General features: G+C 43.4%; 15 protein-coding genes. 1 reads left to right on the top strand and 14 read right to left on the bottom strand.

All coding sequences use genetic code 11. From position 1 onward, the window contains the following. Window positions 1-4 precede the first annotated feature (4 nt). The 5 genes from L0P89_RS10225 to L0P89_RS10205 all read right to left on the bottom strand — a co-directional run bounded on the left by L0P89_RS10225 (window position 5) and on the right by L0P89_RS10205 (window position 8,911). Window positions 5-1,399: a TolC family protein gene (locus L0P89_RS10225; protein WP_235265006.1), complete on the bottom strand. Its 1,395-nt coding sequence runs from the start codon at window positions 1,397-1,399 to the stop codon at window positions 5-7. Beyond that, window positions 1,396-4,686 carry an efflux RND transporter permease subunit gene (locus L0P89_RS10220; protein ID WP_235265005.1) on the bottom strand — a complete coding sequence of 1,097 codons (3,291 nt, stop codon included), beginning with the start codon at window positions 4,684-4,686 and terminating at the stop codon, window positions 1,396-1,398. Before L0P89_RS10220 ends, L0P89_RS10225 begins: the two co-directional genes overlap by 4 nt. Then, entirely contained in the window at window positions 4,683-5,816 is a 1,134-nt protein-coding gene (locus tag L0P89_RS10215) for an efflux RND transporter periplasmic adaptor subunit (RefSeq protein WP_235265004.1), read from the bottom strand. The genes L0P89_RS10220 and L0P89_RS10215 overlap by 4 nt, the downstream gene beginning before the upstream one ends. A 145-nt stretch (window positions 5,817-5,961) precedes the next feature. Then, complete coding sequence (locus tag L0P89_RS10210) at window positions 5,962-6,852, bottom strand: hypothetical protein (RefSeq protein WP_235265003.1); 891 nt, start codon at window positions 6,850-6,852, stop codon at window positions 5,962-5,964. Window positions 6,853-7,003: 151 nt separating this feature from the next. Beyond that, the gene (locus tag L0P89_RS10205; RefSeq protein ID WP_235265002.1) at window positions 7,004-8,911 is read right to left on the bottom strand and encodes an ABC-F family ATP-binding cassette domain-containing protein; all 1,908 of its coding nucleotides are present in this window, start codon (window positions 8,909-8,911) and stop codon (window positions 7,004-7,006) included. A 64-nt stretch (window positions 8,912-8,975) separates the two neighbouring features. Here L0P89_RS10205 and L0P89_RS10200 point away from each other — a divergent pair, with 64 nt between their 5' ends. Beyond that, entirely contained in the window at window positions 8,976-9,368 is a 393-nt protein-coding gene (locus tag L0P89_RS10200) for a DUF983 domain-containing protein (protein WP_235265001.1), read from the top strand. On the opposite strand, the gene L0P89_RS10195 is transcribed toward L0P89_RS10200, so the two are convergent. The 9 genes from L0P89_RS10195 to L0P89_RS10155 all read right to left on the bottom strand — a co-directional run bounded on the left by L0P89_RS10195 (window position 9,356) and on the right by L0P89_RS10155 (window position 20,592). Continuing rightward, window positions 9,356-10,411: an NAD(P)/FAD-dependent oxidoreductase gene (locus tag L0P89_RS10195; RefSeq protein WP_235265000.1), complete on the bottom strand. Its 1,056-nt coding sequence runs from the start codon at window positions 10,409-10,411 to the stop codon at window positions 9,356-9,358. The genes L0P89_RS10200 and L0P89_RS10195 overlap by 13 nt on opposite strands. Before the next feature lie 115 nt (window positions 10,412-10,526). Next, window positions 10,527-11,429 (bottom strand): gliding motility protein GldN, encoded by a 903-nt coding sequence (gldN, locus tag L0P89_RS10190; protein ID WP_235264999.1) that lies wholly within the window; start codon window positions 11,427-11,429, stop codon window positions 10,527-10,529. Window positions 11,430-11,450: 21 nt separating this feature from the next. Continuing rightward, the gene (gene gldM, locus L0P89_RS10185; protein WP_235264998.1) at window positions 11,451-13,022 is read right to left on the bottom strand and encodes a gliding motility protein GldM; all 1,572 of its coding nucleotides are present in this window, start codon (window positions 13,020-13,022) and stop codon (window positions 11,451-11,453) included. Window positions 13,023-13,083: 61 nt separating this feature from the next. Continuing rightward, window positions 13,084-13,731, bottom strand: coding sequence for a gliding motility protein GldL (gene gldL, locus L0P89_RS10180; RefSeq protein WP_235264997.1), 648 nt, complete (start codon window positions 13,729-13,731; stop codon window positions 13,084-13,086). Window positions 13,732-13,807: 76 nt separating this feature from the next. Further along, window positions 13,808-15,181, bottom strand: coding sequence for a gliding motility lipoprotein GldK (gene gldK / locus L0P89_RS10175; protein ID WP_235264996.1), 1,374 nt, complete (start codon window positions 15,179-15,181; stop codon window positions 13,808-13,810). A 121-nt stretch (window positions 15,182-15,302) separates the two neighbouring features. Beyond that, window positions 15,303-16,460 carry a formimidoylglutamase gene (locus L0P89_RS10170; RefSeq protein WP_235264995.1) on the bottom strand — a complete coding sequence of 386 codons (1,158 nt, stop codon included), beginning with the start codon at window positions 16,458-16,460 and terminating at the stop codon, window positions 15,303-15,305. 1 nt (window position 16,461) lies between these two features. After that, window positions 16,462-18,948 (bottom strand): type I DNA topoisomerase, encoded by a 2,487-nt coding sequence (topA, locus tag L0P89_RS10165; RefSeq protein WP_235264994.1) that lies wholly within the window; start codon window positions 18,946-18,948, stop codon window positions 16,462-16,464. A gap of 133 nt (window positions 18,949-19,081) precedes the next feature. Continuing rightward, the gene (locus L0P89_RS10160) at window positions 19,082-19,321 is read right to left on the bottom strand and encodes a BPTI/Kunitz domain-containing protein (protein WP_235264993.1); all 240 of its coding nucleotides are present in this window, start codon (window positions 19,319-19,321) and stop codon (window positions 19,082-19,084) included. Next, window positions 19,321-20,592: an LVIVD repeat-containing protein gene (locus tag L0P89_RS10155; RefSeq protein ID WP_235264992.1), complete on the bottom strand. Its 1,272-nt coding sequence runs from the start codon at window positions 20,590-20,592 to the stop codon at window positions 19,321-19,323. Before L0P89_RS10155 ends, L0P89_RS10160 begins: the two co-directional genes overlap by 1 nt. Window positions 20,593-20,645: the final 53 nt, after the last annotated feature.

The following is a 20,645-nucleotide window of genomic DNA, read 5'->3' as shown; positions in this document are numbered from 1 at the left end:
GCACCTATATATCGACGTTCAACAACTGACCCGCCAATTGCAATAATTGCAACTCGGCCAATTTTGCATTGTATTTTGCCAAGTTTTTGCTGGTTTTGGCGTTCAACAGGTTTATCTGTGCCTGCCGAAGCTCTACAGAGGTAATCTGGCCAAGCTTGTATCGTTCAACCGAACGCAGGTAATTATTCGTCGCGGTCTTGACATTCTGCCCTTGCAGTTCATACACTTCAAAAAGGTTGAAATAGTTGCCCCTTGCATTGGCAATATCACGTTTTATTTCTTGTCGGATCTGCGTATTGAGAATTTCTTGCGATTCCAGCAATATTTTGGCATTTTTGATTTGGGTGATACCCCTACCCCCATCAAAGATACTCCATGTTAAGGTTGCCCCTAGCCCAAAACTTCTTGTGTTGTTGACATTAACGCCGGGAAAGAAGGGCCCGGGAGCATTCTGGTTGAGATTCCAACCATAAGAGCCCGTTAACCCAATAGTGGGCAAGAAAACCGATTTACTTGCCTTAAGGGTATAATCATTTATCATGGTATTTTTTTCGGCCTGCAACATGCTGACGTTGTTTTTCTCGGCTTTTTCTATGAAATCTTCCACTATCAACATGTCAGTGAATGTTACGGTGGTATCGACCTTATATGTATTCTCCAATTCTTGGTTAAGCAAAATGTTAAGGTCACGAATCGTATTTTTCAGCAGCTGACGTTCGTTCATCAGGTTGATACTGTCATTCACAAGATCTACTTCAGCATTGAGCACGTCGAGCTTATTGCTTTGCCCAAATTCAAAACTGTACTCAGCGCGCTTCAATCGGTCGGCCGTACTTTTATAGGTTTCGCTGAGAATCTGGATATTTTCTGAAATTCGTGCGACCTCATAATAGACTGAGAACAGCTGCAGCATGGTCGTTTCAATGGTTTCACGTGCCTGAAGTTCGGTTAAATTGTATTCTTCTTTTAGACGCTTGTAGTCATAAAATCTACCCAGTCCGTCAAAAAGCACATAATCGGCCCTAAGGCTTGCATTATATCGCTGCGCTTCGGCCTTATAGAGGCTCGCATCAGGTCTGGGCACCGGATTTCCAGTTTCCTCATCGATTACCGGATTGCCATCAGCATCATTTAAAAACTGTCCGGGGAACTCAAATGTAGAATCGTCTCTTTGGTAATTTGCCCCTGCATTTCCTGTTATACTGGGCAAAAAACCCGAATTCAGGATATCTTGGTTATTCTTGGCCACCGCTACATTGTTCTTGGCTATTCTTACCCCAAAATTGTTTTCCAACATTAATTGTACCGCTACTTCTTTGTCCAACAGTTGTTCTTGGGCTTCAAGGGTACATGAAAAAACAAAAAATAAAAGGGGTAGAACTCGATACACTTCTTTCATTTCAATGTGTCTTCTAATTCGGTCTGTTGTGCCACTTGTTTACCATTTCGTAGTTCATCGCCATTGACAGAACGAATACCTTGGGAAACCAAGTGTTCTTCTTCGATCTTTTCTTTAATGGCCCTTTCGACCTCTTCTTTACTTACCTTCTCTCCGGTCTTTAGCCATTTGCTGAATACTTTTACATTGTTATTGAAGGAGAGGAACAATGGCAACATCAGCAGGGTCAAAACAGTGGCAAACCCTATGCCATAGGCAATAGAAATGGCCATGGGCTTTAAAAACTGTGCCTGACGGCTTTTTTCCAATAAGAGGGGTGCAAGGCCAGCAATAGTGGTGACCGAAGTCAAAAAGATGGCCCTGAAACGTGAACGGCCCGCTTCAAATATCGCTTCGTCAAAATTCATGCCCCTTCTCAGGTTACCATTGAACTTTCCGATGAGTACCAAACCATCATTTACCATAATGCCAATAAGCGCAATGATACCCAACATGGAAAGAATATTGATCGGAAAACCGTGCAACCAATGGCCCCAGGCCACGGCAGGAAGGCTAAAGGGCACCAATAGCAGCAACAACAATGGCTGGCTAAAGCTCCTGAACGTAAAGGCGATCGTGATGTATATCAAAAACAACACGGTGAGCCCTACAAAATTCAATGAATTCATCAGTTTGATACGTTCCCGGTTCTGACCTTCATAAGAAGCGGTAATGGTTGAATATTTTGACTGAATCTCTGGCATGATGTCATTTCGGATCCATGCCATGATATCTGGAGCACTGGTCTCATCGGGGTTTTTCAAATCTGCCGATATTCTGATTTCGCGTTGGCCATCTAAATGGTTGATGGCCACATCGCCCCTTTCAATACTATAATTGGCAATTTCTTTCAGGGGCACCCTATTGCCCGTCGGGGTAAGGATACGCATCTCATCAAGGTCAATAATCGAGGCACGGTTATCACGATCATACCGTACCCAGACCCTAATCTCATCTTGCCCTCTTTGAAAACGTTGGGCCTGCACTCCAAAGAATCCTGCACGCACTTGGTTCATGACCGAGCGTAGGTCCAATCCCAACAAATAGGCATTTTCTTTGAGTTCGAGTTTTATTTCCTTTATGCCCGCGGGGTCGTTATCGGCCACATCTTTCAACAAGGCATTGTCTTCAAGTGCCGTCTTCAATTCAAGTTTTGCGGCCTTTAGCTCTTCGATATTGTTTCCCAATAAGGATACCGACACGGGGTCACCACCAAAATTTCCTCCAGAACCATAAATAAGGCTTTCGACACCGACCACCGGTCCGACAAGGTCTCTAAGCCTTCCGGTCACTATATCTGCCCGAACCTCATCAGGCCTTTCCTCACCAGGAAGCAGGTTGATGATTAACGTGGCTGAAGAAGAACCGGGCCCGATGTTCTTGATCATATTTTCAAAAAGTACCTTATCGGTTCCGGCCAAATATTCTTTTGTCAATTCTTCGTTGACTATTTTGGCCTTTTTCTCGATAAAACCGATAATCGAATCAGTGACCGTTACGGGCGTGCCGTTTGGCATTTGCAGTTCAATGGCAACCCTATCACTGGCAATTCTGGGGAAAAAAGATGTTCTGATGATTCCTCCGCCAATGGAACCAAAGGTCAAGAACAGTATCATGATGAAAAGGGCAAAGGTCAATACTTTGTATTCCAAGGCAAACCGAAGGACCGGGCTGTACCAATTATCACGCATATAGACCATGGCCTTATCACCCAACTTATTGATGATGCGCAGCTTTGCAAATACCTTTGCAATTCCTGTTTTCTGCTTTTTACTTTGTGGTTGCAACGCTTTTGAGTGGGCCAAGTGGGCGGGCAATATAATGAGGGCCTCTACCAATGAGACCACCAAGGTCAAAATGACGATCACCGAGACCTCGGCGAAGAAATCTCCTATGCGCCCATCTAAAAATAGGAATATCGAAAAAGCAAGAATAGTGGTGATAATGGCCGATACGATCGGGGGAATCACTTCCATGGTACCATCAATGGCCGCCTGAATGGGGTTCTTTCCTTTTTCATAATGCTGATAAATGTTTTCAGCTATCACAATGCCGTCATCAACCAAAATACCGATAACGATGATCATACCGAACAACGACAGTACATTAATGGTCACATTGAGCATGGGTGCAAAAACGAACATGCCCAAGAATGCTATGGGCAGACCAAAAGCCACCCAAAATGCCAGTCTTGTGTTCAAGAAAAGTGAAAGAAACAACAATACCAAGATTATGCCCATTACCGCGTTCTCGGCCAATAGTTGGGTACGCTGAGTAAGTGTTTTTGATAGATCACTTACCACATTCAGCTGTACATTTTCATACTTTTCATTGAAATCTTCAATATACTCTTTCACTTGCTCGGCAGCACCGATCAAATCTTCACTATTGGTGCTGGTAATAGTAGTATTTACTGAAAGATTACCATCAAAATATGAGCTGTTGGGCGTCTCAGAAAAACGGTCACGGATGACAGCCACATCTTTCAGGCGAATGGTTCGACCAGAGGCATCTGCCCTTACGATCACATTTGACAATTCATCACCGTAATAAGAACGGTTATTGGCCCTTATAAGATACTCTTCTGCATCGGTCTTGATATTGCCGCCCGTCACCAAAATATTGGCATTGCCGACTGCCAGCGCTACTTCATTGAACGAAATGTTGTAGGCCAACAAACTGTTTTCATCAACGGCAATCTCTATTTCCTCTTCAGGATAACCAGATATTTCAATCTGTGAAATACCTTCGATGGCACGCAAATCATTTTCGATTTGTCTCCCAATCTGTTTTAATGTGACCAAGGGCAGGTTTTCTCCGCTAATGGCAAAACTGATGGTCTGACGTACCGCTTCCAGCTTTGAAACCACCAAGGGTTCCATGCCCGTTGGAAATGTGGGGACTCTATCAACAGCATTCTTTACTTCAAGCAACATGAAATCGATATCCCTGCCTTTCTCAATCTCAACATTGATAGATCCTGAGTTTTCCCTAGAAGTCGAAGTCACCCTATCAACACCTTGAAGTCCTTTCAAATTGTCTTCTATTTTTAGTACGATGCCTTCTTCAACCTCTTGGGGCGATGCCCCGGGGTAGGTAATACTGATCAATATGTTTTTTGATTCCGTAAGTGGAAAAAAGGAAGATTTAAGCGATAGTGCCCCAACGATGCCGAAAATAAAAAATGCCACGATAATGGCGTTTACCGCTACATGGTACTTGATAAAATATTCAATGACCTTTCTCATTCAGATGCGGTTTGGGCGCTCTCATCAAATACGCTGACCAACATACCCGCATAGGCACCGGTCACTGGCCTGGCTATTATGGGAGTGTTATCAGGAATATCTTTTACGACCACGGTCTTTTCTCCAAAATAAACGGGCGAGACATCGATTACATCCAAAATCGAATCTCTTACCACGAAAACCTGGTTATTCTCAAGTAGCAATGAGCGACTGATCTCAACGGCGTTCTCTTCTTGTTTGGCATTTAAATTGGCCTCAAGATATTGTCCTTCTTTCAATTGCTCGCCTTTGACTTCGATGAACACGGTGATGGTCTGCGAGGCTTGATCGACCCTACCATTGATACGGGCCACTTCACCAATATATTTTTGGGTCTTCTCCAAATTGTGCAAGGTCACCTGCTCACCTACTCTAAGAAAGTCACCATACGTTTTGCTAACGGCGACCTGAAGTTCATATACCCCGGTATTGATGAACTCTCCCAATTTCTGTCCAGCCCTCACCAATGTACCCTCTGTCACCAGAGCTTCGGCCAGAACACCCTCAAAAGGGGCATAAATGGTATATTTCGACAATCGCTGTTCTAAATTCTTCACATTGTAATAACTTGTGAATATGCCTCGACCGGTGATGAAGTATTTTTCCTTTTCAGAAGAAATCTCAGGAAGTTGGGGCGTCGATTTCGACAAATCAAAATTGGCCAAATAGGTTTGCCATTTGCCGAAGTGTTCGGGGTAATCTAATTGCAGATCCGGCATTATTGAAGTGATCAGATTATAAAGATTGCTTTTTGCCGATTGCACGCTTGCATAATATTCAGAGGCATCTATTCGAATCAAAATCTCACCGGCCCGATATTTTTGGCCTGTTTTGAACAATTTACTGCCCGGTCTGAAAACCCCTTGTACCTCTGCGTACAGTTCGACCCTTCTTTTGGCCATCAAATTGCCATTGGCCGGAACAATGATTGGAACCAGCCCATTTTTAACCGTATCGACAAAAACGGTCTTCACGACCTTTTGCGGCTTGGGCCTTCTGTCTTTTTTGCTATTCGCGATGAAACGGGCCCCAAAGATTGAAGCACCGATAATGACAACTCCGGCGAGTACCGATATAATGACTTTACGCATGAATGAGGTCGATTAGCTGTTTGCAAAGCTATTGTCTAACCTTTCAGCATACGGTTAAAAATTTCATAAATGTTAACATATCACAACACCATAAAAAAAGGGGATGCAATGCATCCCCAAACCAAACAAACTAAAGTATAACTAACTACTCATTTTCTTCGATATCATCTTCAAATTTAGTGTCGGCCATTCTGGTCTTATCAAAATCAAGAGTCTTGAATTTCGGGTTGAAGTCACGCTCATCGGTATCGAACACCAAGAATTGGTTCTTATCCATCATTTCCAGGCCCTTGAACGAATCGAATCGGTTGTTCTGTATCTGCAGTATCTTCAAACTTGCCAGTTGCCCAAACTCATCAGGAATTTCACCACCCAATTGATTGTTGGCCAATACCAGTTCTTTTAGCTTTACCAATCTGCCCATCTCTTCTGGGATACCTCCTTCCAAATTGTTCTCGAACAGGCCTAGTACCTCCAACTGGGTCAAATCTCCTATTGATTTTGGAATCAATCCCTTCAAATTATTGCTGGATAGGTTCAAGATTTTCAATCGTTTCATCTCACCAAAACCTATAGGAATCGGGCCACTTAAAAAGTTATTGAACATCGAGAATTCTTCAAGGTTCTTAAGGTTTCCTATCTCTTCGGGAAGTGCCCCTTTGATTCGGTTCATCTCTAACTTCAAAACCTTTAGGTTCTCTAACCTAACGATATCTTTTGGCAACACACCGGTGATGTTGTTGAACGCCAGGTTAAGATGCTCTAAGTATTCAAGTTCACCAATACTCTCAGGTAAAGAGCCATTAAGATTATTGGCAAATAGATTGATGCCTGTGACGTGATTGTTCTTGATCTCAATACCTTTCCAATTTGAGACCGGTTCACTTAAATTCCATGGAGCTACCCATTTGTCACCATTGGTGCTCTTATAAAGTTCCAATAAAATGGCGCGCTCTCTTGAAGCAACATCATCCATGGCAACAATATCCCCCCAAACAAATACAGATAAGGTGACTAAAAGTATAAGCTTCCTCATGGTCTGAATATGTGTTTATAAGAATTTACCTACAATTTGAGTCAAATATACAACAAATCATAAATTGTATTGGTGTACCTATCGAATTTTGTTGTAAAAGTTCAAAAAGCTGTGGTGAAGATCACGATGATGTAAGAAAAACTGTCTTTTTTCAGTCTTCCAAGGCTTCTTGAAGGTTTTCCCATTCTAGCATCAACGCATCTAAATTACCCTTCTTTTCATGGTAATCGTCAAAAAAATGGGGATTTGCGGCAACATTGTCATAGTCCATCAACAATTCATGGTCCATACCGGCAATTTCTTTTTCTAAATCGGCGATTTTCTTTTCAACCTTTGACACTTTGTTCTTCAATGCCTTTTTTTTCTTTTGGGCCTCGTAGCCTTCTCGACCAGATGAGATGGTATCTTTCTTTGTTCTTGAGGGTTCTGTTCTTTCAATCTCCCTGAAATTCTGTGCCTGTCGCTGTTCAAGGTAAAAATCAATATCTCCCAGATACTCTTTGATTTTTTTGTCTTTGAACTCATATACCTTGTTGGTGAGTCCTTGTAGAAAATCTCGATCATGGGATACCAAGATCAGGGTACCTTCAAAGTTGTTAAGGGCCTCTTTTAAAACGGTCTTTGATTGAATATCTAAATGGTTGGTGGGTTCGTCCATGACCAGAACATTGAACGGTTGTAATAGCAATTTGGCCAAGGCCAATCGATTTTTCTCCCCACCAGAGAGCACTTTTACATATTTTTCAACCTCATCGCCGCTGAAAAGAAAAGAACCCAAAATATCACGCACCTTGCTTCTATTCGCCTCTGTAGCGGCATCAACCATGGTATCTAGCACCGTTTTACCGCCATCAAGGTACTCTGCCTGGTTTTGGGCGAAGTACCCGATTTGCACATTATGGCCGATTTTCAATTTACCATCATGGCCAAGCTCACCCACGATGATCTTGGCCAAGGTGGTCTTGCCTTGGCCATTTTGACCAACAAAGGCCATTTTGCTATCTCGCTCGATCAGAAGGTCGATATCTCGCAGCACTTCGTTTTCACCGTAGTTTTTTGATATGCCATCAAGCTCGGCGATAACTTTACCTGGAACAATCGATATGGGAAAACGAACCTTCATCGCACTGTTGTCATCGACATCGACTTCTATACGTTCCATCTTGTCGAGTTTTTTGATGAGCGATTGCGCCATCGATGCCTTTGATGATTTGGCCCTGAACCGTTCTATCAATCGTTCGGCCTGTTGTATTTCCCGCTCCTGATTTTTTTGCGCGTTCAGCTGCTGTTCACGTATCTCGGCCCGTAACTGCAAAAATTTAGAGTAAGGTTTGCTATAGTCATAGATCTTGCCCAGGGAAATCTCTATGGTTCGATTGGTCACATTATCAAGAAACATCTTGTCATGCGAGACGATGACCACTGCACCGGTATATTCTTTCAAAAACTGCTCAAGCCAGATGATCGACTCGATATCAAGATGGTTGGTTGGCTCATCGAGCAACAACACATCGTTGTTCTGCAGCAATAGTTTGGCCAGTTCGATGCGCATTCTCCATCCGCCTGAAAATGTGTTGGTCAGCTTGTCAAAGTCGTCTTTTTTAAACCCAAGGCCCAACAATACTTTTTCGGTCTGCCCTTGGTAATGATACCCGCCTACTAGCTCATAACGATGGGTCAACTCGTTGAGATCTACGATCAATTGATGGTAGGCCCCACTCTCATAATCGTCTCTTTCGGCCAATTGATGGTTGACTTCATCAAGTCGGACTTCCAACATTTTTATTTCCGCGAAAGCTTGATAGCTCTCCTCCAAGACCGTCTTCCCCTGTTCAAAATCGATGTCTTGCTCAAGAAAACCTATTTTGACCTCTTTATTGGTGGCAATCGTGCCCGAGTCAGGTGCGACCTCACCTGCCAAAAGTTTTAGAAGTGTCGATTTCCCCGCACCATTTTTTCCGATGAGGCCTACCGCGTCACCGGCATTCAGTCGAAAACCGATCTCTTCAAAAAGATATTCCCCACCAAAGGAAATGGAAAGGTCGTGAACGTTCAACATCTCGGTAATCTTTGTTACATATTAGGAAGATACAAATTCGTAATTTTGCCCAAAAACGCTGCAAATGTTAAAAAAAGGAAATAAACTCTACAGTATTTTAACAGGAAGTTGTCCAAGGTGCCATCAAGAGAGCATGTACAAGAACAAGAATCCGTACAACCTTTCCACACTTTTTGAGATGCACGAAAAATGTTCGCACTGCGGTTTCAAATACAAGATGGAGCCCTCGTTCTTTTATGGTGCCATGTACGTGAGCTATGCAGTGGGGGTGGCTTTTGCCGTAGCGGCATTCGTGATTTCCTTTTTGTTTTTAGGGGCTTCCCTAAAAACCACTTTTTTTGCCATCATCGGCACTTTGGTCGTGTTTCTGCCGATCATTATCAGGTTGTCAAGGAATATTTGGATTAATTTCTTCGTGAAATACGACCCTGGTAAACTGAGAAATCAGTCGGTGTAGTATTTTTTGGCAAACCGTGCGATATCCATTTCGGTGTCGAGAGGCGTACCCTTCTCGATGAAGCCCAACAATTGATTGGCAGCATAAGGGCCAATGAGAACGCCCCTTGAGCCAAAACCATTCAACGCATATACTCTTTGGTGCATAGGATGCCGCCCCACCAAGGGCCTTCTGTCAGCAACGGTGGGCCTGATGCCAGCGACGTGGTCGACCACTTCAAAATCAGCTTTCAAGAAAGTGCGCACCTTATGCAACAGCTCTGCCTTGGCAGCTTCTGTGGGTAGATGGGTCTTGTCTTTCCATTTATAGGTGGCCCCGACCCGATATAGATCTTGACCCAACGGAATGATAAAGACCGATGATTTGATAATGCTTTTCTCATTCAGCCCAAGACATTTGATCTTTAACAGTTCTCCCTTGGTTCCGTTTAAGGGCAGATACTTAAAAAATGGATTTCGCCTTAACCCGTATCCGGTGGCAAAGACCACTTGTCGTGCATTTAATTCTTTATAGCTGACAAAATCATCGGCAACCTTTAGCCCCGAAAAGTCAAAATGTCTTTCGGTCAGGGTCCCTTTTGAATATAAGTACGACGCATACGTACGAATCAATGTTTCGGTATCTATCCAGCCCGTGCACAGCACTTGCCCAAAGCCAAAAGGGGCATCGATTTTTGGATTGTCGTTCTCAAGGATCCTTGGCGATAGAAACCGTTCAAGGCCGGGTTTGTCAGCTGCTTCAAACCAAAGGTTCTGTTCTTGAACAGAAGCAAACCTCCTCAGTACAGGAAGTGTGTGGTCAAGCTGAGCATTTAATTTTTTCTCCAGTTTTTTATAAAAAGGGATAGCGATTTTCATTTGCTCATCAGCCTTCCATGCCATTGTAAAGCGCTTAAGGATTACTGGGTTGTACAACCCCCCTGCCACCAAGGAAGCTTGCTGTGAGTCATCTGAAACCACATGAAAGGTCTTGCCCTGCTCTTCGAGCGCTTCACAGAAAACGGTTCCCGCAAGACCTAGACCAACGACCAAATAATCGAGCATGCGGCAAAGGTATAATCCTTTTTTTAAGAATACCTCTTGGTTATAAGGCGGGCAAAAAAAACGTCCTGAAAAACCCAGGACGCTTTATTATCTGTTGAATTGGAAAAGTTAAGGCTTAATACGCCCACATATCCTGCTCCCTATCGCGGATGTGCTCTTTGATCCTATTGGCCTCCAATAGTTGGAACAGTGCATTGTCTGCAATGTAATCGGAAATCTTACGGTCTCCGTGTACATTCTCTTCTTTGTAGATGACACCGTTGAACCTTCTAGCGTTCAGCAGCATATCAAATGAGATAGGGCGAGCGGAGTTCTGTTGGTTGTATACCTTGGCATCGTGCAAGATTTGTCGTGCACTGGGGTACCATACCCAAAACAGTTCTACCTTGTTTTCACCTGGATCCATTGATTCGTCATCGATGAAGTTTACATCGGGGGCGACTGGGGCAATGCCCAAAAGACGATATTTCAACTCACCTTGGCGTTTATCGAAGTACCAAATGCCTTTGATACGGTACTCTTCAATATCTGCCGCGGTCAGGTCACGCTGGTTGATGAACTCTTGTGAAATCTGCTCACCGGCATTCAATTGTTCATACCCAAGGTCAGTGGTATCGACCTTGCTCAAGGTAGCCTGTAAATCGCCGAAATTCCGCTTTTCGGTAAAATACGAATCCGTGTACACATCGGTCAACTTACCATTTCTGATGTTCTTCATCATAACATGGTACAATGACCTTCTGTCTTTACTGATACCGATGGTATCGGTTGGATAGTACAACGGAAAGTTTACACGCTCATCGAGGTCAATGACTTCCCATACGGTTTTTGACCAGAGAATGTCCCTATCGTCAACATAGCCGTATTCTAAAGGGGCGTCATTGTCCAATGCCAATTGAGACTCGGTCTTTTTACCGACATCCTCAGGCTTTTTGGCGTTCAAGATGTTCGCCTGGGCCATCATCGAGGCGGGCAAAAGACTTATTGCTCCAACAATCAATACATTTTTCCAATTCATGATCATGCTTCTATTGCTTTATTAGTTTGTAAGCTCAACCACCACTGGTGAAACCTTCTTCAACTTATAGGTTCTGTTGTTGGTGATATATGCTTTGATATCGAATACCTGTACGGCATCACCCCTTCTGGCTCTTTTCAGGGCCGATTTGGCACGAGAATCCAATTTATTGCCTTGTACCTCAACGGTAGGCTGACCGGGCACTTTGAACTTGAAGCCACTTACGGCAAGGTTCAAGTCAAAATCAAAATCTTCAAGCATAGCGCCAATGGTCGATATCTCGAGGTTTCTTCTAGGCATTTTGATACTACCTGGCTCGCCACGTACGGTACCTCCAGGTCTCGGAATATCTTTGATACGGAAGGTAGCGGGAGTGCTGATCCTTGTACCATCGGGCAATACACCTGAGGCACTAATGGTCACTTCTCTACCAGTACCGGGATTCATGACATACTTGCTACCGCTTCTTCTGCTCAAACCAGGAGCTGAAGCTGTAACCTTGTTATCAGGGATACCGGGAATCGAAATGGTCATTGGGTTAGAAACCCCTCTATAGACCACGTTCATTTTGTCTGCGGCAATCACAGCGGCATTGGGCTTGTTGATTGTAGAGAAGGTATTACTCACATCAACTGGCACCTCGTTGCCATCTTGCATATACGTCAACTGACCTTTCAATTCATGGTCGCCCGCAGCACCTGCACTGATCAAAAGTTTGACCCCACCTGCTTCTAAGGCGTAGTCTTTGCCTTCTGTCAACTTTCTGCCATCTAAGGTCAAGTCAGCTTTTACCGGCTTGGAAGTTTTGTCGGTCTTACCCAACACCAAGCTGCCTTTAAATGGCTCACCGGCATAGAATACTGATTTTTCTTGATCTAACAAGGTTGAGAAATTCTTCAAAGAAACGGCTGCGGTCAAATTGCCTTCCAACAAACCTTTCAAGATTTCTTGTTCGGTGGCCTTGACATCGGCTTGCAACTGGGTAATCTTGGTCAATGAGGCCACCAAAGGATAGCCTTCATAGTTATAGTTCATCCAGTCAACCTTAACACCATCTCTAATACGGGTAACCTTACCTTTTTCGTCACCGGTCTCAAACCTTGTTTTTACAGTGCTTTTTACATCTCCCATATTTTCAGGAACAATGCCCAAGATTTTTTCACGGTAATTTTCGAGGTTTGACAAGAATTTTTTGCCTTCTGGAGACAAATTATCCCCTTGGAAAAATTTCTGATCTAGAAAATCAGATTTATCCATCACAACATAGTTGTTGGGGTCTTCTTGGTCTTTCAACATTTCCGTTTTAAGACCCTCTAAATAATCATAGTAGTCTTGGGAAAGTTGTTTGATATCTCTTGCTTTTTCAAAAAGAGGGCCGTACTTCAGGTTATCTTCTGAAGCCTTAGTCTCCAATCCTGAGAAGAAATCAGAGTTATTGGCCGTCATTTTGTCATTGGAAGCTTCCAGCTTTTCGTTCATCAAACCGAACGCGGCCAGAACTTCTTTGCTCATATTCAAAGCCAACATCGCGATGAAGATCAAATACATTAAGTTGATCATCTTCTGACGTGGTGATAATTTTCCTGATGCCATGTTTTCTAATTAGAATTATTAATTAATCTGATTTGGGTTTGGTTTCAATTAGTAGCTCTAATTAGTTTTTGCTCATGGCTGATAGCATACCGCCATATACTCCGTTCAATGAAGAAAGGTTAGAGGCCAAAGACTCCATCTGTTCTTTCAATGCACCGGCATTCTGTACGACTTCTTCGTTGATTGAGGCCTGTCGGCTTGCACTTTCCAACTGTACCTTATAAAGACTGTTCAAAGACTCCATTTGTGCAGCGGCATGTGACAGTTCTTCAGAGTACTTTTTGGTATGTTGGATCGCATCGGTAGTTGGGGCGATGTTCTTGGCAGCGCCTTCAAAGTTCTTGATGCTTTCACCCAAGCTTGTGAACAATTGAGAATCGATATTGGCCTCTTTGAGCATCTCATCCAATTTTCTTGAAAGAATGCCTTCAGCTTCTTTGGCTTGTTTGGCGTCGTTTTTCCCTTTTGATTGACCATTTGTCAACTCAGGGTACACCAAAGACCAATCGTACTCATCATCTACGGGCTCAAATGCACTGATAGCGAAAATAAGCGCTTCGGTAATAAGTCCGACAGCAAGAAGAAGTCCACCTGTAAGTGGTCCAAACTCCCAGTGCAGGATCTTGAACAATGCTCCGATGATCACCACCGAAGCTCCAAGGCCATAGGCCATGTTGAACAGTTTTTTTGTTGATTTTGACTGTGCCATAATTCTAAATTTAAATTAAGTTTATATAAATAAGTATTTGGTTACAAGGTTTCACTTATAGTGTTCTCTCCTTATTTTATAGACCGTTGCCATTCGTCGAATCTTCCTCACCCATATAATCTTGAACGGTTCTAAAACCAATATAGCTTCTCGCTGAATCTTGGTACTCATAGTCACGCGTGCTCACTTGCAAGAAGTAAGCAACATCTTTCCATGAGCCGCCTCGAATAACTTTTCTTTCATTTTGACCGGTACCCGCATTTGGGTTCATGGTCGATACATATTGATAGGCCCCAGGGTCATAGCTTGAATTTGTCCATTCAGACACATTACCGGCCATATTATAAAGATTGTAATCATTCGGCTCGTATGATTTGGCCTCAACGGTATATAATGCGGCATCTGCTGCATAATCTCCCCGCTGTGGCTTGAAGTTGGCCATGAAGCAGCCTGTGTCACTGATAACGTACGGACCGCCCCAAGGGTATGTACCCCCTTCGATACCTCCTCTGGCAGCATATTCCCATTCGGCCTCCGTGGGCAACCTAAATTGGTTCACAAACTGTTTGCCGCGACTTTTTTGGTCATCATTCTTGAACTTGGTTCGCCAGTGGCAGAATGCCTTGGCCTGTTTCCAGTTGACCCCTACTACAGGATAATCACTGTAGGCATCGTGCCAAAAGTAATCATTGTGCATGGGTTCGTTGTACGAATACTCAAAGTCACGAATCCAGACAGTGGTGTCGGGATATATCTCCAATTCTTCCTTTTTGATAAAATCACTTCGCTTGCCAGCTCGCGCACGAGCGGCGGCTTCAATGTCCATCCAGGTATACTGGTACTTTAATTTGGTCACGTCAAAGGTTCGTTGACCGTTATACGATTCTTCTTCGGGCAGGTACAATGAATCCATAATTTCGGCATAGTACTCGTCTGGGTAATCAGAGGTGTCCCAAACCAAATTTATGTCAGTGTCCAACGCCCTGCCTTCATAACCGGTCTCACCAAGACCGGCATAATTGTCAAGTCTATATTTTTCATAAACCGAAAGATCGGTGGTATCGGTATCTTTAAAAGCATATTCACCAATACCTTCATCTTCTGGGCCCAAGCCCAGTTCATCAGCCAATATGGCCAATTTGGTTCTTGTAGTGGAATCTTTCACCCACTCGACGAACTGTCGGTATTCACTATTGGTAATCTCGGTGTCGTCCATATAGAACGAACGAACCGTAACGGTACGTGTGGGTGCGTTCAATACTTTGGCCTGATCTTCATCAGCTTTACCCATAACAAATGCGCCCCTCGGAATCAACTCCATTCCGTAGGGTTTCTCAGGGTGCCATTTCTTCCCCTTTACACCCACTAGTTCACCCTTTGATCTTGATTTCGACCCACAACTGGCAAGTAAAAAAACAAGGGCCAAAGACGGTAACAATAGCTTTCTCATACTTTAGGTTAAATTATTTCGATTTGAATCACAAACTGTACTACACAATTTCACTATTCACATAACTTGATTTTGAATAATTTATTGTGAATGGCTTATATACTTGTTAAAAACTTTTTTTCTAGCCGAGGCTTTTTTTATAGGCCTTCAGCCACCTTTCAGGTATTTGTTGGTTGCAAGCATCCAGATAGTCCTGCTCGGTGCAAGGTAATAACGCAACGGAATTTGTTTTAGTATGCTCGGGAAGTATCGATGGCACCTCTACCCACCATCTTTCGCTTATATGGCTTTTATAAAAGATGAGCTCATCTGTATCGGTAGGGACGGTAAACTTGGTGAAGTCTTCATTTTTCGAACTTGGCCTCTCTATGGTTCTAAAGCTGAGGCCCTCTATAAAATACCAAATGATCTGGGCGACCAACTGAAAGGAAAGTGAAGAATTTTCAACTTCATAAATGCCAAAAACAGAGACTTTGTCACTGATGCCCGCATATCTGGCCAAAGCACATATTTCCCTGCCCGTAAAGCCGTTGGGAGAAAAATTTGCAGACAGCCCCATCTCACTGGCCCTGATCGCCCTTACATCAAGGCTGACCAAATGGGCATTTCGTAAAACCGGCTCTGCCAAAGAAATATCTGATGTTATATCACCCAAGCGGTAAGCATCGAAGAACAGCCGCTCCATAAGGTCGATTTCTTCTTGGGCATTGAAATAGCTCTGGTAACCGATATTGGAAAAATTATATAGGTTATTGGGCTTGTCTGTGATGATATTGCTCATATACGAATGCGAGGAAATCAGTTCATCGTCTTCCCCAAAATCAAAACGACTGTCAATAGAGACCATATTGATCATATTGACAATCTTATCGAACGCCCTATACGTGGCAAAAGTGATATCTTGGGTAGCACCGATTATAATGGGCATGATGTTTTCTTCCAACAGGCCGGCCACTACCTCTTTGACCACGAAATAAGTGTCTTCGACGGTTTCACCTTCTTCAATATCGCCCAGATCAAGTATGGTAGCGTTCCAATTGCCCATCATCAGACGGTACAATTGTATTCTAATGGAATCTATATCCATCTTCTCTGGCTTCTTCTCAAAGGCATTGCGGGATTCAAGTACCCCCACGATCGCCACCTTTGCATTGGCAAAGACGGGAAGCCCATCTTGTTTGGTATGTTTATGGATGTTTTTCCCCAACGCCTGGGGAGGTAAAAATTCGGAAAATGCCAAGACTTTATCCTTGACAGGGACCAAAAAATCGAATGCCATTTTATTTCTTAGCCTTAGTTTTTGTTCTTGATTTTTTCGGTGTTTTCTTATCCAACAGCTCTTTTGCCTCTTCAAGGGAAATTTTTGAGGGATCGACATCTTTCGACAGTTCTACCCTGATTCTGCCTTTAAAGATATTGTGTCTGCCCCAACGTGCCTTTTCAATACGAATACCCTCATTTGGCCATTCTTGCACCAGCTTTTCTGCCTCTTTTCTTTTTTTGTCTTCGATCAACTCAACAATATCTTGTTCAGAAAGATTGTCAAAATCATACTTCTTGTTGACATTGATGAACATGCCATCCCACTTGATATATGGCCCAAAACGACCTTTCCCTTTGGTCACTTCTTTGCCTTGATAACTGGCTATCGGGGCATCTGCAGCTTCTTTTTCCTTAATCAATTCAATGGCACGTTCAAGGTCTACATCAAAGACACTTTCGCCTTTATCCAAAGAGATAAACTTTTTTCCAAACCTTACATAGGGTCCATAACGACCCACATTGGCCTCTAGCCCTTCGCCTTTGTATTCTCCCAATTTTCTGGGCAGTTTAAAAAGGTCCATCGCCTCTTCAAAGGTGATGGTATTGATTGATTGTTCGGGCAGCAAACTTGCGAACAATGGCTTTTCTTCTTCTTCGGCGGTACCGATCTGTACCATGGGGCCAAAACGCCCTAAACGCGCGGCCACTTGCCTACCTGTCGTTGGATCTGTGCCCAAGACACGTTCGCCGCTGGCACGTTCAGCATTCTCTTCAACTTCTTCCACGTTGGGATGGAAATCTTTGTAGAACTGCTTCATCATCTGTTTCCAATCTTCCTCGCCAGTAGCGATCTCATCAAAATCTTCCTCAACCTTGGCCGTGAAATTATAGTCAAGAATATTGGAAAAATGATTGACCAAAAAATCATTCACGATGATACCGATATCGGTGGGCACCAATTTGCCCTTGTCTGATCCGACCATTTCCGATAATTGCTTTTCATCGATTTTTTCGGCCTTCAAAGTCAATTGCACATATGGGCGTTCGACGCCTTCGACCGTTCCCTTCTCTACATAGCCTCGATTCTGAATGGTGGAAATTGTTGGCGCATAAGTAGATGGTCGCCCAATACCCAGCTCTTCAAGCCTTTTGACCAAAGATGCCTCGGTGTAGCGGTATGGCGGTCTCGTAAACCGTTCTGTGGCGGTTATATGGTTCAGGTATAAAGAATCGGCTATTTTCATTGCCGGAAGCATGCCCTCTTGCTCTTCTGACATATCTTCTTCATCGATACCCTCAAGATAGACTTTCAAAAAACCATCGAACTTGACCACCTCACCATTGGCGGTAAAATCTTCACTGTGCGTATTGGCGGCAATCTTGACCAGGGTTCGTTCGAGCTCGGCATCACTCATCTGTGATGCAAGGGTACGTTTCCAGATCAATTCATACAGCTTTGCCTGATCACGCTCTAAAGAAGGGCTCTGTAGCTTCATATCGGTAGGTCGAATGGCCTCGTGGGCTTCTTGGGCCCCTTTCGATTTGCCCTTATAATTTCTTGTCTGGCTATATTTTTCACCATAGCTTTCAACAATGGCCTGTTTGGCCGCTTGTAAAGCCTCATTCGATAAGTTGACACTGTCGGTACGCATATAGGTAATAAGACCTGCTTCATATAGACGCTGTGCCACTTGCATTGTTCGGGCCACTGAAAAATATAGTTTTCTTGAGGCCTCTTGTTGTAGGGTTGAAGTGGTAAAGGGAGCTGCCGGTGATTTTTTGGCCGGCTTTTTGTCAAGATTTGAAACTGAAAAATTGGCCCCTATATTCTGTTTCAGAAATCTTTCTGCTTCTTCTTTGGAAGCAAAGGTCTTACCCATTTTTGCCTGAAAGACATTACCCCCTTCAGTTCTGAATTCGGCACGAATCTTAAAGGAAGCCTCTGCACCGAACTTTTCTATCTCACGCTCGCGCTCGACAATTAAACGTACTGCGACCGATTGCACACGACCTGCCGAGAGACCAGGTTTTATCTTTTTCCATAGAACGGGCGACAGCTCATACCCAACCAAACGGTCAAGCACCCTTCGGGCCTGTTGGGCGTTTACCAAGTCATAATTGATATCTCGTGGATTTTCGATCGCTTTTTGAATCGCTGATTTGGTAATCGAGTTGAAAACAATTCTTTTGGTCTTGTCTTTATCAAGCCCTAAGGTCTCTGCCAAGTGCCATGATATCGCCTCACCTTCACGATCTTCATCACTGGCCAACCAAATAGTGTCGGCTTTTTTTGCCAAATCCTTTAATTTTTTGACCAGTGCCTTCTTCTCTTTGTCAACGATGTATTTGGGTTTGAAACCGTTCTCGACATCTACGCCCAATTCATTCGGGGGCAAATCGGCAATATGGCCGAAGCTTGATTCAACTTGAAAATCATTCCCTAAAAAACGTTCAATGGTCTTCGCTTTGGCGGGAGACTCAACGATTACTAGATTCTTTGGCATGAAATAGGTTTTGCGATCACAAAAGTATGTGAATTTTTTTATTCGCTGTTTTTCAGCACTATGGTGGTATTAAAAATGCCCCATAAAAACGGGGCATTGTAGAAGGTTATTGTCTGAAATGGTTTCAAACAATTCATTCATCACTTAAACAATCCAAACATTCTTCCATCGAATCAAAAGGTACCACGCCTCCACATCCTCCCCAAATGAACTCTTTGCATTCTTGTTCTTCCTTATCAAAATAGTATTTGGGGATCGCTGCATCACAATCTCCTACCTCGGGCTCCAAGCCACATGGATTTTCCGGATCATCGTCAGAACAGGAAACAAAAACACACATCAAAGTACCCAACAACAAAAAATGCCTTGCCATTAATTTAGGCTAAAAGTACTTATCAATCTTATGTCGTCGTTGAGGTACTCATATTGATAGAGTATGCCATCACCTACCATGAGCAATTGTTCTTCAAGTGGAATCACATCAAAGGTCACGATATCTTCAAAATGGTTCAACTGCTCAATATTGGGTGCCTGCGATTTGTCGTATACCTTCAAGCCTGAAGAACCATCACAGATGAAGAGCTTGTCATCTTTGATGCCCAGGCCATATGGTTCGTCCATCGGATAAATGACCTCAAGCTCAGGCTTTTCAATCGTAGAGATATCGACAATATAAAGTCCGCTCTCGGTCGCTCCGCAAAAGTTGCCCCCCCTTAGGGTGACATAGGCATAGTCACCATCGACCACTACGGGATCGCAGGCCGTGCCATGTTGAAACTCAGAAATAAACTCTGGTTTGTCAGGTGATGTGATGTCATAGATGTACATACCTTGCATACTGCCCAAAAATAGATGCTCGCCCCGGTTGAAGATGGTCTCGATGTCAAAGCCTACAAAAACATCGTCCAATACTTCTGGGCTTTCTAGATCGGCAATGTTGAAGACATTCAAATTATGGCTGTCGACCACATATAAATATTCGTCCACAATTTTGAACCGCGCCAAAGAACCACCTTGGCCAGTAACATTATCGCCCCCCGCATCATTGGCAAGAGCCTCATCAAAGAAAATATCGGTTCGCACATCTTGAACGGGTCTTCTTTCGGTCTTGACCTGCCAACCGACGATGACATCTTCATTAAAATCGATTCCATCATAGTCATATATGTCGGCCTGTGGCCACTCAATGTTTTGGAATTCTGCCGCAAGCCAGAATCCACCATCGCCCAAAACACCTTCCAACCAATCGACAATTGTCACATTGTTCACATCTGAAATGTCAAGAACCACTAAATCGGTAAGGCTATCGGCATATAGATAATCATCCTTTATTGAAATATCGACATTGCCGGCAATCTTGATGAATGAAACTTTTTGTGGGTTTTCAGGACTGCTATTGTCGATTACATGTACCCCTTTGTATTTATCGTTCACAAAGATGTAGTCTTTGTACGCGTACATTTTACCCGATTCATCTATGGGAAGCGGGTCAACCACCGTTACACTGCTTTCTCTAAACTCGGTTTTTGAAATCGTCAGGGGGCGGGCCACGAGATAATCTTCAAAAGGCCCATTCTCGTCATCTTCACACGATAGTAACGCGATCGCGGCAACGAATAAGGTTAAAAACACATTTCTTTTCATAACAGCTTTGTTTTTTATTGGATAGTAATTGTGAACTTAAGATGGTTCTCCCA

Source organism: Muricauda sp. SCSIO 65647 (assembly GCF_021534965.1).
Lineage (GTDB): Bacteria > Bacteroidota > Bacteroidia > Flavobacteriales > Flavobacteriaceae > Flagellimonas_A.
This window is presented reverse-complemented; position numbering and strand designations above follow the sequence as displayed.

Excerpts from the sequence above, each read along its gene's own strand:
- L0P89_RS10225 (WP_235265006.1), bottom strand. The coding sequence starts at position 1,399 with ATGAAAGAAGTGTATCGAGTTCTACCCCTTTTATTTTTTGTTTTTTCA.
- L0P89_RS10220 (WP_235265005.1), bottom strand. The coding sequence starts at position 4,686 with ATGAGAAAGGTCATTGAATATTTTATCAAGTACCATGTAGCGGTAAAC.
- L0P89_RS10215 (WP_235265004.1), bottom strand. The coding sequence starts at position 5,816 with ATGCGTAAAGTCATTATATCGGTACTCGCCGGAGTTGTCATTATCGGT.
- L0P89_RS10210 (WP_235265003.1), bottom strand. The coding sequence starts at position 6,852 with ATGAGGAAGCTTATACTTTTAGTCACCTTATCTGTATTTGTTTGGGGG.
- L0P89_RS10205 (WP_235265002.1), bottom strand. The coding sequence starts at position 8,911 with ATGTTGAACGTTCACGACCTTTCCATTTCCTTTGGTGGGGAATATCTT.
- L0P89_RS10200 (WP_235265001.1), top strand. The coding sequence starts at position 8,976 with ATGTTAAAAAAAGGAAATAAACTCTACAGTATTTTAACAGGAAGTTGT.
- L0P89_RS10195 (WP_235265000.1), bottom strand. The coding sequence starts at position 10,411 with ATGCTCGATTATTTGGTCGTTGGTCTAGGTCTTGCGGGAACCGTTTTC.
- gldN (WP_235264999.1), bottom strand. The coding sequence starts at position 11,429 with ATGAATTGGAAAAATGTATTGATTGTTGGAGCAATAAGTCTTTTGCCC.
- gldM (WP_235264998.1), bottom strand. The coding sequence starts at position 13,022 with ATGGCATCAGGAAAATTATCACCACGTCAGAAGATGATCAACTTAATG.
- gldL (WP_235264997.1), bottom strand. The coding sequence starts at position 13,731 with ATGGCACAGTCAAAATCAACAAAAAAACTGTTCAACATGGCCTATGGC.
- gldK (WP_235264996.1), bottom strand. The coding sequence starts at position 15,181 with ATGAGAAAGCTATTGTTACCGTCTTTGGCCCTTGTTTTTTTACTTGCC.
- L0P89_RS10170 (WP_235264995.1), bottom strand. The coding sequence starts at position 16,460 with ATGGCATTCGATTTTTTGGTCCCTGTCAAGGATAAAGTCTTGGCATTT.
- topA (WP_235264994.1), bottom strand. The coding sequence starts at position 18,948 with ATGCCAAAGAATCTAGTAATCGTTGAGTCTCCCGCCAAAGCGAAGACC.
- L0P89_RS10160 (WP_235264993.1), bottom strand. The coding sequence starts at position 19,321 with ATGGCAAGGCATTTTTTGTTGTTGGGTACTTTGATGTGTGTTTTTGTT.
- L0P89_RS10155 (WP_235264992.1), bottom strand. The coding sequence starts at position 20,592 with ATGAAAAGAAATGTGTTTTTAACCTTATTCGTTGCCGCGATCGCGTTA.